The organism is Pseudarthrobacter sp. NIBRBAC000502771, assembly GCF_006517215.1.
GTDB lineage: Bacteria > Actinomycetota > Actinomycetes > Actinomycetales > Micrococcaceae > Arthrobacter > Arthrobacter niigatensis.
Map to the genome: position 1 here is coordinate 2569178 of NZ_CP041187.1, position 13723 is coordinate 2582900.

At 62.9% G+C, this 13723-nt stretch carries 10 protein-coding genes and 1 pseudogene; 7 read left to right on the plus strand and 4 right to left on the minus strand.

The features are described from left to right. Positions 1-109 precede the first annotated feature (109 nt). The 4 genes from NIBR502771_RS12065 (at position 110) to secA (ending at position 6007) form a co-directional block, all read left to right on the plus strand. On the plus strand, positions 110-1054 hold the full coding sequence (locus NIBR502771_RS12065) for a ComF family protein (RefSeq protein ID WP_141159965.1): 945 nt from the start codon (positions 110-112) through the stop codon (positions 1052-1054). Between the two features lie 144 nt (positions 1055-1198). Continuing rightward, the gene (hpf, locus tag NIBR502771_RS12070; RefSeq protein ID WP_141159966.1) at positions 1199-1924 is read left to right on the plus strand and encodes a ribosome hibernation-promoting factor, HPF/YfiA family; all 726 of its coding nucleotides are present in this window, start codon (positions 1199-1201) and stop codon (positions 1922-1924) included. A gap of 30 nt (positions 1925-1954) precedes the next feature. Continuing rightward, positions 1955-3166, plus strand: a complete 1212-nt coding sequence (locus tag NIBR502771_RS12075; protein WP_141159967.1) for a winged helix-turn-helix domain-containing protein — start codon at positions 1955-1957, stop codon at positions 3164-3166. A 99-nt stretch (positions 3167-3265) separates the two neighbouring features. Continuing rightward, positions 3266-6007 (plus strand): preprotein translocase subunit SecA, encoded by a 2742-nt coding sequence (gene secA / locus NIBR502771_RS12080; RefSeq protein ID WP_141159968.1) that lies wholly within the window; start codon positions 3266-3268, stop codon positions 6005-6007. A 111-nt stretch (positions 6008-6118) separates the two neighbouring features. On the opposite strand, the gene NIBR502771_RS12085 is transcribed toward secA, so the two are convergent. Further along, complete coding sequence (locus NIBR502771_RS12085; protein WP_141159969.1) at positions 6119-6625, minus strand: Rv3235 family protein; 507 nt, start codon at positions 6623-6625, stop codon at positions 6119-6121. A 1130-nt stretch (positions 6626-7755) separates the two neighbouring features. Between NIBR502771_RS12085 and NIBR502771_RS12090 the strand changes: the two genes are divergently transcribed. Continuing rightward, the gene (locus NIBR502771_RS12090) at positions 7756-8361 is read left to right on the plus strand and encodes a hypothetical protein (protein ID WP_371706595.1); all 606 of its coding nucleotides are present in this window, start codon (positions 7756-7758) and stop codon (positions 8359-8361) included. A 5-nt stretch (positions 8362-8366) separates the two neighbouring features. Here NIBR502771_RS12090 and NIBR502771_RS12095 read toward each other — a convergent pair. Together NIBR502771_RS12095 and NIBR502771_RS12100 are read right to left on the minus strand one after the other, a co-directional pair. Then, a pseudogene (locus tag NIBR502771_RS12095) lies at positions 8367-8471 on the minus strand (DNA-binding protein); the annotation flags it as partial. A 430-nt stretch (positions 8472-8901) separates the two neighbouring features. After that, positions 8902-9090: a hypothetical protein gene (locus tag NIBR502771_RS12100; RefSeq protein ID WP_133247131.1), complete on the minus strand. Its 189-nt coding sequence runs from the start codon at positions 9088-9090 to the stop codon at positions 8902-8904. 809 nt (positions 9091-9899) lie between these two features. Between NIBR502771_RS12100 and NIBR502771_RS12105 the strand changes: the two genes are divergently transcribed. Continuing rightward, on the plus strand, positions 9900-10520 hold the full coding sequence (locus NIBR502771_RS12105; RefSeq protein WP_133247130.1) for a hypothetical protein: 621 nt from the start codon (positions 9900-9902) through the stop codon (positions 10518-10520). A 42-nt stretch (positions 10521-10562) separates the two neighbouring features. Here NIBR502771_RS12105 and NIBR502771_RS21230 read toward each other — a convergent pair whose 3' ends face one another. Further along, positions 10563-10970 carry an SHOCT domain-containing protein gene (locus NIBR502771_RS21230; protein ID WP_109864389.1) on the minus strand — a complete coding sequence of 136 codons (408 nt, stop codon included), beginning with the start codon at positions 10968-10970 and terminating at the stop codon, positions 10563-10565. A 1386-nt stretch (positions 10971-12356) separates the two neighbouring features. Between NIBR502771_RS21230 and NIBR502771_RS12115 the strand changes: the two genes are divergently transcribed. Then, positions 12357-13436, plus strand: coding sequence for a tyrosine-type recombinase/integrase (locus NIBR502771_RS12115; protein ID WP_141159970.1), 1080 nt, complete (start codon positions 12357-12359; stop codon positions 13434-13436). Positions 13437-13723 lie beyond the last annotated feature (287 nt).

Consider the following 13723-nt stretch of genomic DNA (forward strand, 5'->3'; position numbering starts at 1 on the left):
CGGCCCCCGCCGGACCCGTTCCGCCGCTGGCCTTCAGCCGCCGGCGGAGTTGTCCACATAGCTGCGCAGGGGCCCTGACCACCGGGCGCACGTGATGAATGCTTCAGGAATGAACAGCAGATCAGGCGGAGGCGGCGCAACGGGGTCGGGCCCCGAGGGTACCCGGAGGATGGACCCGGACCTTCACCCGCCACCGCCTTTCCCTGCCTTGCACAGGGACGAGCACGCGGCCGTCCTCCTGCGGCTCACGGACTGGTTGTCCGGCGCAGCGGCGGATCTGCTGGCCCTGGCTGTGCCGGTTGACTGCGTCTGCTGCGGTGCGGAGGACCGCACTCTCTGCGCATCCTGCGCCAGCCGCATCCGCCGGCTGGCCCGGAGCCCCTTCCGGGCTGAAAGCGGTGCGCCCGCGTTGGTGGACGTCGACGGGACCATCATGCTTCCGGTGGTTGCCGCGGGTGTGTACCGGGACGAACTGGCACAGGGCCTGCTTTCTTTCAAGCGGCACGGCCAGCACCAGCTTCGCAGGAGCCTGGGCCGGGCACTTGCCGCGGCGGTCAGGGCTGCAGCCCGGGACGGCAGCGGGGTGCTGCTGGTTCCGGTCCCTACCGGCACGGCCGCGTACCTCAACCGGGGGTTTAGCCCGGTCCACCTGCTCCTGAAAGAGGCGGCACGGCAGTTGCCTGGACTCAACGTCGCGGATGTCCTGGCCAAGAAGCCTGGACCGGGCCTTCTGCTCCCCGGCCGGATGGGCGGCCAAAAAGGCCTGGGCAGGGGAGCCCGTGCGCAACGGGTCAGAGGTTCCATGCGGGTCCGTCCGGGCAACCGCCAAAAGGTCCTGGGCCGTCCCTGCATCATCATCGATGACGTGCTGACAACCGGTGCCACCATTGGCGAAGCCGCCCGCGCCCTGCATGTCGCCGGCGCCCAGGTGAGGGGCGCTGTGGTGCTTGCGGCGACACGCCCGCCCGATGCCTCCGCCCCCGCCACTCCGGTCCCCATACCGCACGGGAGGAGCCATGACTTAGAAAAAAATAAACCGGGAAAGGATGAATAACAGGTGGCTATGAACTAACGTCGGTGGTGGGTACCAAGAACAGAATGTACCTTTCGATGGCGGCTCGGAGAGGGGCTCGACTGTCAGACAGCTGGGCCCAAGGAAGTGCCGCCGTCGTGTCACCGAAGTCATTTGGAGGGCACCATGGAGTTTATGATCAGCGGACGAAATCTGACCGTTTCAGACCGGTTCCGCGAGTACGCCGGGGAAAAGATCGCGAAGATCGAATCGCTTGGCGACAAGATCCAGCGGGTCGATACGAAAGTCTCCAAGGAGACCAATGCCCGGCAGACCGGCGACCAGTTGACCGTCGAGGTGACAGTCCTGGGCAGGGGCCCTGTAATCCGCGCCGAAGCGAGCGCCGCAGACAAATTTGCCGCCTTTGACCTCGCCTACAACAAGTTGCTTGAGCGGCTCCGGCGCGCAAAGGACCGCAAGAAGGTCCACCATGGCCGCCACACCCCCAAGGCTGTCCGTGAAGCCACCGCTTCCCTCGAACCCGCCAGCGCACACGAGCCGCTGTACCTTGAAGCCAACCGCTGGAGCGAATCCTCGCAGGCAGCCGAGGAAAAGTCCCCCTACGATGTCGAGAACGACATCCCGGCCGGGAATTCGCCGGTGCTGATCCGTCGCAAGGTCTTTCCCGCTGCCTCCATGACGCTTGACGACGCCGTGGACAACATGGAGCTTGTAGGCCACGACTTCTATCTCTTCGTCGACAAAGCCACCAACACACCATCGGTCGTATACCGCCGCCGCGGCTGGACCTACGGCGTCATCACCCTGGACCACGAGTGCGAACCGGGGGACACGGTGGTTGAGGAAAAGGTCCTCGCTTACCGCTCGGACGACGCCCCCGCCAACGCTTAAAGGCGGCATCAACCACCAGAGAGGACTGAATTGCCGGCATCGCTGAGCCTGGACCAGGCACGGCGGATCGCACTGGCAGCGCAGGGACTCCACAGAGGACGGCCCACCGGCCCCGTGACAGCACGGACGGTGGGCCGCACCTTTGCCCGTCTCCAGCTCGTCCAGATCGATTCCGTCAACGTCCTGGTCCGCAGCCACTTCCTTCCCTTCTATTCACGTCTTGGCAACTACGACCGGGACATCCTGCAACGTATGTCCGGCAGCCAACCGCGGCGGATGCTCGAGTATTGGGCCCACGAAGCAAGCTTCATCCGGCCGGAGCACTACCGGGACCTCCTTCTATGGCAGAAACGGGCATGGGTAGGCGCCTCCCGCATGGACCCAGGGCTCCGCAACGACGTGGCGGCCAGGATCCTGGCGGTTCTCGCCAGCTCCCGACCCATGACGGCGTCGGAACTGACGGCACGGATCGGGCATGTCGAAGATAGACAGGCGGAGAACTGGGGGTGGAACTGGAACGCCGTGAAGCGCGTCCTGGAGCACCTCTTCGAAGAAGGACTGGTATCGGCCGCTTCCAGGACCGCCCAGTTCGAACGCCGGTACACGCTGACCTCCAAAGTCCTCCCACACCTGGCGGCAGCGGCATCGGACGGTGATGCCGTGGCCGCACTCCGCCGCCTGACCGACGCGGCAGCCCAGGCACACGGTATCGGCAGCGTCCGCTGCTTCGCCGACTACTTCCGGACTCCGGTCAAGGCAACGGCGCTGGCCGTTCAGCATCTGGTGGAGCACGGCAGGCTGGAGCCCGTCACCGTGGCCGGCTGGGAACGGAAGGTATTCAGGCACGTGGATTCCGTGCTGCCGCGGCAGGCCACCGGGCGTGCACTGCTGAGCCCGTTCGATTCCCTGGTCTTCGAGCGGCGGCGCCTGTTCGAACTCTTTGGGTTCCATTACCGGATCGAGATCTACACCCCGGAGCCCAAACGGCGCTACGGCTACTACGTGCTCCCTTTCCTGCTGCGCGACAGGATGGTGGCACGGGTGGACCTTAAAGCGGACCGGGCAGCCGGGCGGCTTCTGGTGAGGTCCGCGTTCGCCGAGCCGGACGCACCCCCGGACACCGCCGTCGAACTCGCGGCTGAGCTGGCCCTCATGGCCCAATGGCTTGGCCTGCCCGACGTCGAAGTGGAGCCGGCAGGGGACCTTGCCGCCGCCGTGGCCCACGGGCTGGCGCGGCTCTAGGGAGTATCCGCTCTCAGGGAAAAGGGGCACCGGCCGCGTGTCTCTCCCGTAGACTGAACACGCCAGAATTCGGCGGCATCAGACTGGGAGCATCTTCACGTGGCATCACTTATCGAAAAAATTCTCCGCACGGGTGACAAGAAAACACTCCGGCAGCTGCGGAACTATGCCGATTCCATTAACGCCCTCGAAGACTCATTCAAGACCTTTACCGACGCGGAACTGCGGGAAGAAACGGACCGCCTCCGGGCACGCCACCAGGATGGCGAAAAGCTTGATGACCTGCTTCCGGAAGCGTTCGCCGCTGTACGCGAAGCGTCGTCCCGTACCTTGGGCATGCGCCACTTCGACGTCCAGCTGATGGGTGGTGCCGCCCTGCACCTTGGCAATATTGCCGAAATGAAGACCGGTGAAGGCAAGACCCTGGTGGCGACCGCTCCCGCCTACCTGAACGCCCTCACCGGCAAGGGCGTCCATGTGGTCACGGTCAACGACTACCTCGCCGAATACCAGTCCGAGCTCATGGGCCGTGTCTACCGCTTCCTTGGGCTGACGAGCGGCGTTATTCTCGCCAACCAGGATCCGGCTGTCCGCCGCCAGCAGTATGCAGCCGACATCACCTACGGGACCAACAACGAGTTCGGGTTCGACTACCTGCGCGACAATATGGCGTGGGACCGGACCGAGCTGGTCCAGCGTGGCCACAACTTCGCCATCGTGGACGAAGTTGACTCCATCCTCATCGACGAGGCACGTACGCCGTTGATCATCTCCGGCCCGGCGCAGGGGGACACCAACCGCTGGTACAGCGAATTCGCCAAGGTCGTGCTCCGGCTGCAGGCGGACAAGGACTACGAGGTCGACGAAAAGAAGCGCACGGTGGGCGTGCTGGAGACCGGCATCGAGAAGGTCGAAGACTACCTGGGCATCTCCAACCTGTACGAGTCAGCAAACACGCCCCTGATTGGGTTCCTGAACAACGCCATCAAGGCCAAGGAACTGTTCAAGCGCGACAAGGACTACGTCATCCTGGACGGCGAAGTGCTGATCGTGGACGAGCACACAGGCCGCATCCTGGCGGGCCGGCGCTACAACGAAGGCATGCACCAGGCGATCGAGGCCAAGGAAGGCGTCGAGATCAAGGCGGAAAACCAGACCCTCGCCACCGTGACGCTGCAGAACTACTTCCGCATGTACGGCAAGCTTTCCGGCATGACCGGTACCGCCGAGACTGAGGCGGCCGAGTTCATGAGCACATACAAGCTCGGCGTCGTTGCCATTCCCACCAACAGGGACATGCAGCGGATCGACCAGCCGGACCTCGTCTTCAAGAACGAAGTTGTAAAGTTCGACGCCGTGGTGCGCGATATCGCCGAACGCCACGAAAAAGGCCAGCCTGTCCTTGTGGGCACCACCAGCGTGGAGAAGAGCGAGTACCTGTCCAAGCTGCTCGCCAAGGAAGGCATCCGCCACGAGGTTCTGAACGCCAAGAACCACGCCCGTGAAGCTGCCATCGTCGCCCAGGCGGGACGCAAGGGCGCTGTTACCGTGGCCACCAACATGGCAGGCCGCGGTACGGACATCATGCTGGGCGGCAACGCCGAATTCACAGCCGTCGCCGAACTTGCCAAGCGCGGGCTTGATCCGGAGGAGAACTCCGAAGAGTATGAGGCCGCGTGGCCCGCAGCGCTCGAAGCAGCCAAGCAGTCCGTCAAAGACGAACACGAGGAAGTCCTGGACCTCGGGGGCCTCTACGTCCTGGGCACCGAGCGCCACGAATCACGCCGCATCGACAACCAGCTCCGCGGCCGCTCCGGCCGCCAGGGCGACCCCGGTGAGTCCCGCTTCTACCTGTCGCTGACCGATGACCTCATGCGGCTCTTCAACTCCGGCGCCGCGGAACGGCTGATGAACAGCTCCGTGCCGGACGACGTTGCGCTGGAATCGAAGCTCGTGTCGCGGGCCATCGCCTCCGCCCAGGGACAAGTGGAGGGCCGGAACGCCGAGCAGCGAAAGAACGTCCTGAAATACGACGACGTCCTCAACCGCCAGCGCGAAGCCATCTACAGCGACCGCCGCCGCATCCTTGAGGGCGACGACCTCCACGAGAAGGTGCAGTTCTTCATTGAGGACACCATCACGGCCCTGATCGACGCCGCTACCGCAGAAGGGAACGGGGACGACTGGGACTTCCACCAGCTGTGGACGAACCTCAAAACGCTCTACCCTGTCAGCGTTACCGCGGAAGACATCATCGAAGAAGCCGGCGGCAAGTCCAGAGTCACGGTGGAACTGCTGAAGGAGGAAATCCTTTCCGACGCCCGGCTGGTGTACCAGTCCCGCGAGGAGGTCATCGGCTCCGAAAGCATGCGCGAGCTCGAACGCCGTGTGGTCCTGTCCGTCATTGGCCGCAAATGGCAGGAACACCTCTACGAGATGGATTACCTCAAGGAGGGCATTGGCCTGCGCGCCATGGCGCAGCGTGATCCGCTGGTGGAGTACCAGCGCGAAGGTTTCGCCATGTTCCAAAGCATGATGGAAGCCATCCGGGAGGAAAGCGTCGGATTCCTGTACAACCTCGAGGTGGAAGTGACTCCGGCACAGGATGTTGTGGTTCCGGACGCCGCCGGCGGCCACACTGAACACGTGGACCCGCAGGTTCATGCAGCCGGCCTCGAGGCCCCCGAAAAGCCGGCACAGCTCCAGTACACGGCTCCCAGCGAGAGCGGCGGTACCCAGACCCGGGTGGAAACCCGCGCAGGAAGCGGACGATCCGGCAATCCTGCCAAGGCAGCTGCACAGGACGCGGCCAAGCGCCCCGCGAAGAAAAAGAAGAAGTAGCGGCAGCGTCGCAAAACCATTGACGGCGTTGGTCAACAGGGCAGGGGCCTCAGGGCTTCTGCCCTGTTTGGTTGTCGGACAGCGTTTCTGTCCCGTGCTGCCTTCGGAGTGTCAACCGATAACGAGTTCAACGACCCGCCAAACCTGCTTGCTGCGCTCAAGCCGGACGGCAACGGCACGTGCCCGGACGTCATCCACCACCACGGCACTTGCCTCGTAGATCCCCTCGGCCACCTCGCACACCCGCACTGAGCGGACAGTGGAATTCCGGTGGAGCCGGGCCAGCGCGGGATTTCCCGTCCTTGTAAGTTCCCTCCTGATCAGTGCGGCCCGGTGCTGCAGCGATGCGAGGCACCGCGGATCAAGGCGCCGAGCCAACTGGTGAATGGGCCGGACCCCGGCAAGGACTTCCATGGACGCCTGGACCGTTCCCCTGGTGATGGCCTTGACTTCAGCTGCCTCGTTGATTGGCCGCAGTGACGGGGCGTTCGCACCGGGGGGCGGGCCTGCGGGCGCCGCGGTGCCTGTCCCCGACGGGGGTTTGGCCAAGCCCGTTCCGCCGTTGACGGTGTTGGCGGCCATCTCCCGGACGGCCCGTACCGGTGTCACTGCGGTCATTGTTTTCCCCTTGCTTCAGATAGCTGACGGTTTGAGCGGCTGTATTGGCGTTGGATGGCTCCGCAGGCCATGCAGATACGGCGTGAAGGCATAGTGGTGCGACGTCCCGGTCCTGCCGGACACGTGGCGGGCGCAACGGGGGCGGTGAACGCTAGGGTCCTGCAGGCGCCTGAAGAATCTGGCCCGGAAGCAGGACGTCCGGACTGCCACCAATAACGGCCCGGTTCGCTGCATACCACCGCGGCCACTCAAGGGCTATGTCCACATCCGATGCCCCCGGCCCCAACTGGGCGGCCACGATGGACCACAGCGTGTCCCCGGCGAGAACGGTAACTTGGTCCGGCTGCGTATCCGTTCCAGGACCCTCCAGCTTCGGCCCCGCCGTGGTCCTGCTTTGGGGTGCGGCGAGCAGGCCAGGTTCAACGACAGGGGAAGCGGGCTGCCACCCTGGGGTAAGTGCGGTGGTGGGCGTCCCGGCCGTTGGCTGCCATTGGGGCGACGCGTTTTCCAAAATGGTCCGTGGGGTCTCCGTGCTGACCTGTTGAGCTGGGGAAGGGATCCCGGGCTGGCCATCCTGGTCCGGGGCCGGAACGCCGTTGGCCGGTGCATGAGTGGAAGGAGCCGCGGAGGATTGCCCGTAAGTTGGTGTCCACTCCGGCCCCGGCCCAGTGGTGGCGGCCTGCGCTGCGGCCCCTGCCAACAGCTGTATCGAGAGGGCGGCGACCAGTGCCCTTCGCATGAAGGCGGGAGAGAGCTTGCGGGTGGCGGCCGCGGCCCTATGCCGCCCCAGCCGCTCCAGCAGGAGGGAAGTTCCAGCACACCCCATCGAAAATACCCACCACAGCAATAGCCCATACCGGCAGCGGCCGCGGCCGCAGCCAGGAGGAATTCAACGGATGCTTCCTGCGCGCCGGCTGCCGAAACCCGCCATTGTTCCAACAGCCCTGATCCCAGGACGCTGAGCAGGAAGCCGAGCACCAGCAGGGCCATCACCATGGCGGCATCCTGCCACTCCCTGGAGTTCAATCGACTCATTTTTCCGCCTTTGGATCTGTTTGATGCGATTAGATGTTGTTTGGTTCATTTTGAACCGCTTGGACGAGGTTTGTCCAGACGTTGGAATGAAAAGTATGCGCGTTGACTGGCGGCGCAGCGCATCCTACGCTGGCGGGATGCGCTGGGATGCCCTCTTCAATGACATGGAAAGCCAGCTCGCGGAGGCCGATCGGCTGGCGCTCGACGCCGAGGTCGGTGAGCGGACACGGGCCGAGATGGTTGGCCTGCGGCTCGAAGACAGGCTGCGGGCAGTTCTCGGCTGCAGGATCGGGGTCCATCTGCTGTGCGGCGAGTCTGCGGCGGGTGAACTGACCCACGTCGGGGCGGATGCCCTGGTCCTGGATGAAGACCGGCATCAGGTGCTGGTTCCCTATGCGGCTGCAGCGCGATACGTGGGTCTCGGCAGGCATGTCCGGCCGGAGAGTTCAGCAGTCCGCCGGGCGCTGGGACTGGCGCATTCCCTCCGGGCGCTGGCGCGCGACCGGGCGGAAGTGACTGTGACGATCGATGGTGGGGCCGGACGGCTGACGGGGGTTATCGACCGGGTTGGCGGGGACTACATCGACCTGGCAGTGGTCAGTCCGGGGGAGGCCCGGAGGACCCACAGCGTGGGCCAGGTGTCAGTCATTCCTTTCACCGCCCTGGCGATGATCAGGGCACCCAAGGCCGGTTCAGTGTAGCGGTGTTACACCGACTTGGAGCGTGACTCCTGGATCATGCGGCTGGCCTCGGCATAGCGTTCCTCGATGTACTGCTCCAGCATCTTTTCTTCCACACGCCACTGCCCGCGGTTATCTTGCCTCTTCTCATGTGTATGAATTGTTTGTTCAGGCCATCCTGCGGCTCGTTCCTAACACTTTTTGGGTGGGTGTAAGGGTAGCTTGTAAACGCTCCAGCTTGGTCACGACAAGCGTATTGACCGGCATGCCGCCGCTCCACGGAGCCCAGGGGCGCACCCGAATCGCTCCCGCCAGTCCGTGATTGACGAAGATCTGGTTCTCTTCAACACCAAGGGCAAGGAGAGCGTTTCGTTGGGCGGTCAGGTCCTAGTCATTCGCAGAGACCCGGGCATAACCGATCCCCATACCAGCCAACCAAGCATGGTTGCAGTAATCCCCCCATCACCGTGCATTTCATCGTCCGGGTCTTACGTACATTGCCCAGGCCAGCAACCGCGCGGAACGCGTCAGCTGGCTTCCGCGGCACGATGGTCGACCGGCTTACGGGCGGCCTCCATCAGTGAACCAGTTGAGCGTTTCGATGTTGGGGTGATCTCGGAGGCTTTGCACGAGGTCGTGGCTGCCGAATACCTTGGTGCCCTCAAGGTCCCAGTCGGTCCAGACAACCCAGGACCGGTCTTCAGGCCACCAATACTCCGGGGTGAACTGCCTCTCGGCTGCGCCAAGCATGGCAAGCAGCATGGTCCCCAGATCGAAGGTGACCGCAAGCTGAGTACCATCCCCCAGTCGAGCGCCAAGATCGCATTCCGAAAAGGCTCCCTGTACGCGCGTAGATGCGGTATGTGCTGCGAGTACGGGGAGGAGATTTTCCAGGTCCCCTCGGCCAAGAGATCCTTCTGTCGGCGCTGAGGCTTTTAATGGGCTTCCCTTGATGACTTCTTCGCGTCCCAAAGTTGCCTCCCATCGGAAGCACGGGGGCACTTCATGCCCATCAAACGATGGTCCCCTCAAAGGGACGCCTTTGTAAGCAGCGAGCTCCCCCCAAGTCAACCGCTGCCAGCCACTCGGTGGGTGCGAGCCGAACCCAAATCCTGGTCCCGGCTGCTCCTCGTCGTTCCAGTACGCGGGGACTTCTACACCCTCAGGGCAGACGTATTGGTTGTGAAGAATCCACGTGCTGTCCTTGCATCCTGGAGGAAGAACCGCAGCGTCAGACTTGGCCAGGAACGGATCACCAAGCCAGTCAGTCACAAGTTCCGCTGGCTTCGTCCAGGCCCAGCCCTTCGGCAGATGCCTCAAATCGTCTGTCGCGCCCACATCGGGAGTCTACATTTTTGCGGCGGAGTTCAAGCCAGATGCGTGGTCGTCCCCTGCAGTCTGACTGCGGCCAACTGGGTCGTGCCCTGAAGAGGGATGGGAGTAGTTTGCTTGTTCCTACATCGACGCACGTAAATGGATCGGTTACACGCACTCCTCATTACCTCCCTGTTTCTCTATGCTCTCGCCGCGTAGAGTACCGGCAAAAGTCTGGGGGCCTCATGCATGCGAAAAAAGAAACCGGTCTTAGAACTGCAATCCTCTGCGCGGCCATCATCACAACGCTGACGTTGTGGGGCTGCTCCGAATCACCGACTGAAGGCAGCACGGGGGCGCCGACCGGAAAGTCCACGCTATCGCCCAGCAGCAAAGGAGCCTTTCATCCCGATGAAATCGGGTCAGTCGGGTGCGAAGCTGCCAGACCTGCAAGCACGACAGCACCAGCGCCGAACCCTGCCAATGATTTAATCATCGGCCCGCTGGTGTACCCCGGTTTGGCAGATGGCTACAACCATGGTTCCGTCCCTTACATCGACGCCGACGGCATAGCGCATTTTAAACAGGGCACCGAGCTCCCGGCCGACACCAGGGTAACCGTCTCGATAGGCGCCTCCGCGCGGACTTGGGCTGGCATTCTGACCGAGGCCGGCCCCGCCTCCGGCTACTCCTCGGTCACCTACCAGGGATGTTCCTCTGCAGCTCAGCCCGGACGCGTGTTTTGGGTCGGCGGCTTCACGCTCGGAGGCAAGACAACTGCTTGCGTACCGCTAGAAGTCCTGGTTGCAGGTGAAAACCAACCACACCACGTAATGCTCTCCCTCGAAGCAGGGACTTGCAGCTAGCTTTAGCCCATCCTCGAGCGGACGGCCTTAAAGTCTGGACACTTAACTATCGAGTACGCGACGTTTGGCTGCCGAAAATTCTTCTGCGCTAAGGGCGCCCCTCGAATAGAGGTCTGCTAGAAGGGCAAGTTCCGCTGCAACCGAATCCCGTCTGGTGTTTCCATTCTCCACATGGCGCTTGCCAGAGGGGCCGGATGCAGCAGCCACAGCCCTCGTTCGACTCTTTGTCATTGCGTGCAAGACGAGCATGATGGCACCGAGAACTGCTACCGCGATCCCAAGCGGCATGGATAAGTAGGAATGGATGACGTTCCCTATGATCGCGATTGCAACTCCCGTGCAAACCAAACCGACGCCAGATACCCAGCGGGCCGTCTCGCGAAGGGGGCGTTTTCCCTTGAACTCAAATAAGTACCCGCCGGCAGGATTGGGAACCGCATGCTCGTTCATGTGCTGAAGCGTAACCCCAACCTAGATTATTGAACATCCCAGTTTTCCTGGGAGTCCCACAACCGTGCGGTGAAGGATCCTCTTCCGTGCGGCTCCGTGAAACTGGAAGAACGCGTCTATCCCCGCTCCTCGCGTATGCCTACATGTGAGGCGAAATGACTCGTACGTCCTAAAGCGTCAGCACCGCCTTGCCTGCTACCGGGCAGCTGTTGGGCTTAGTGGGTGGATCCCACGGGACTGGATCTAGAGTCTTCTCGAGAATTGCTGACTCCCCGCCCTTTTCATACACAACGACGCGGACGCTGCTGACCCCAGGCCACACCTCGACGGCGTTTTGGGTGACAGCGTCAAATCGGACCCCCGCAGATTTCTCAAAGCACTCAGTCTTACCTGGACAGTCAACCTCGAATTCCAAGTCGTCAGCGTGCCGTCCTACCGCCGAGAAATCAAGCGTGAGGATGTTCGGTTCAAGCGATGCCGAACACGACGGCGTGTAGCAGGCGGTAAGAGAAGACGTCGCCACGAGTAGAAGCGGCAGCAAAGGCAAGCGCAGGATACGAGGCACCTATTCACGATAACCCTGGAAACCAGTATTGCTATCGAATGGATTTAGTGTTTTGACTGAGGAGCTTATCGCCGACGCGGGTGCCCGACAAGGGATCCCTTAACGTGCATTCTGCGCCTGGGCTGTCATGGGTCATCTCGACGCAATGAGCCACCACTTATTGCAGCCCGACTCGGTAGCGTGCGTCAGAAACTTTGGGGATTCTGGTTCATCCGAGCATCCGGGTTAGGCTCACGGAATGAAGCTCCGGGGGCTACTTCTGATCGTGTTTGGGGTCCTGTCCGTTGTCTTGGCCCTGGTTGTATTTGTCCGGGGGGTGTCAGCACCATCTGCCCCGCGGTCGGGTACGCCTACACGGGCGACGTGGAGTTGGTGTTTGCACACGAGCCAACGTCAGTTGCGGCATGTTTCGGTGAGGATTGCACTCCGGCCTCGGTAACCAGGGACCCTGACGGCAGGTGGCTGGTGCCCCAGTCTGCGCCTTACCTGATACCGGGCGTCAGCGTCACCTCTGTCCTTGTGGACGCGGCGGGCTCTTCAGGTGTCCGTGTTGCGCGCGTGCTGCCGATAGAAACAGAGCCGACCGGGGTGTACCCTGACGGTCCCGAATGCGGCGGGCCGGTGCGGTTCAAGCCAGTACCGGTCCCGCTCGGGTGAATAAGGATGGCCCCACCGTCGCCCGACCCACCATTCGCACGGCGTTCCACTCTTTGCATCCTGACTGTTTGGTGACAGTTAATCCTCTAGTTGGATGTTGACTGTTGTTTGCCTTGATTCGTCCTCGATAGCTTCCGATTGTGCGGATTTTTCAAGCGGTGGAAGTGACGGTCGAGAAGGACGAGATCGTTTGGGCTGTGGTGGATGACCGGTTCGTCCTGAGCGAGGAATGCCGGGGTTACGCGTTGTGGTTGGCGCACTCGGGCCGTGCTATCAATACCCAAAAGGCATATCAGCTGAGGCTGGCGAGGTTTCTCTCTTGGTGCGCTGAAAGGGGGACTCCGTGGGAAGGGCTTCGCTTCCACCAGCTCGCCGCCTACAAGGCCAGTCTTGAAGGGTTGCGTGATAAGAGTGGGGACGGGTTGTCGGGGAAGACGGTCAATGCTCATGTGACGGCCGTGATGGTGTTCTTGCGCTTTGCCGTGGTCCACGGCTTGGCCACCGACCAGCTGCGGGCGACGGTGGAGGGCCGCCGCCACGCCGTTGCTTCCCTTGGTCCTGAGGGGCAGTGGAAGACGGCGCCGGCCAGGCTGGTGAAGGCCCGGGAGATCAAACGGCGGCCCGTGGTCCTGACCCCGTCACAGGTCGGCCGCGTCCTGGAGGTGGTCGAGAGGCCGCGGGACAGGCTCCTGGTGTTGCTGATGCTGCGTTGCGGGCTGCGGGCCGGCGAAGTATTAGGCCTGCGGCTGGAGGACATGCACATGCTGCCTGACTCCGGCCACCTGGGCTGCACGATTCCCGGGCCCCACGTCCATATTGAAAGGCGCAGCAACCCGAACGGGGCCTGGGCCAAGTCACCGTATGAGCGGAACGTCCCCGTGCCTGCCGATGTTTGCGAAGTTCACGCCGCCTACATGACCCAAAGATACGCATCCCTGGGAGGCAATCAGCCGGACGCCTTGTTCCTGTCCATGACGGCCAAGAACCCGGCCGCTCTGGGATACCCGGGGCTACACCGCATGCTCGTGACCGTTGGGAAGAGCACGGGATTGCCAGTCAGAGCTCATCAATTCCGGCATACCGCAGCCACGGGCTGGGCGCGGGCCAAAGTCGACCCGGATGTCATCATGGCGTTGCTGGGTCACAGGTCCCTGGCATCCACGTCCATCTACCTGCACCCCGCGCAGGAAGAGCTTCGCAGCGCGATTGAAGAGACCCTGCTCGGCAAGGAGAATCGGCCGTGACAGCCTCCGCGGAGTTCCTACGCCGGGAATCGCCGGTCCCTGAGGCTGAGTCCTATCTGGGCTTTCTGGAGACAATGCTCGAACCCCGGTGGCGGCCCGGGGAATGGGACGCCAGGCTGTGGCTGTTCGCTGCAGACCCGGAGAATCCTTTGACGGGGGTCTACCCCTGCCCGACACCCGGTTGCCCCCGCGTCGCGGCCATCACTGGCCGTCTCTGTCGTTCCTGCATCATCGGAGAACCTGGCGACGAGCCGGCCCCGGTCCGGCGCCGGGCTCCGGAGTCGGAC

Excerpts from the sequence above, each read along its gene's own strand:
- hpf (WP_141159966.1), top strand. The coding sequence starts at position 1,199 with ATGGAGTTTATGATCAGCGGACGAAATCTGACCGTTTCAGACCGGTTC.
- NIBR502771_RS12105 (WP_133247130.1), top strand. The coding sequence starts at position 9,900 with ATGCATGCGAAAAAAGAAACCGGTCTTAGAACTGCAATCCTCTGCGCG.
- NIBR502771_RS12090 (WP_371706595.1), top strand. The coding sequence starts at position 7,756 with ATGCGCGTTGACTGGCGGCGCAGCGCATCCTACGCTGGCGGGATGCGC.
- NIBR502771_RS21230 (WP_109864389.1), bottom strand. The coding sequence starts at position 10,970 with ATGAACGAGCATGCGGTTCCCAATCCTGCCGGCGGGTACTTATTTGAG.
- NIBR502771_RS12065 (WP_141159965.1), top strand. The coding sequence starts at position 110 with ATGAACAGCAGATCAGGCGGAGGCGGCGCAACGGGGTCGGGCCCCGAG.
- NIBR502771_RS12100 (WP_133247131.1), bottom strand. The coding sequence starts at position 9,090 with ATGCTTGGCGCAGCCGAGAGGCAGTTCACCCCGGAGTATTGGTGGCCT.
- NIBR502771_RS12085 (WP_141159969.1), bottom strand. The coding sequence starts at position 6,625 with ATGACCGCAGTGACACCGGTACGGGCCGTCCGGGAGATGGCCGCCAAC.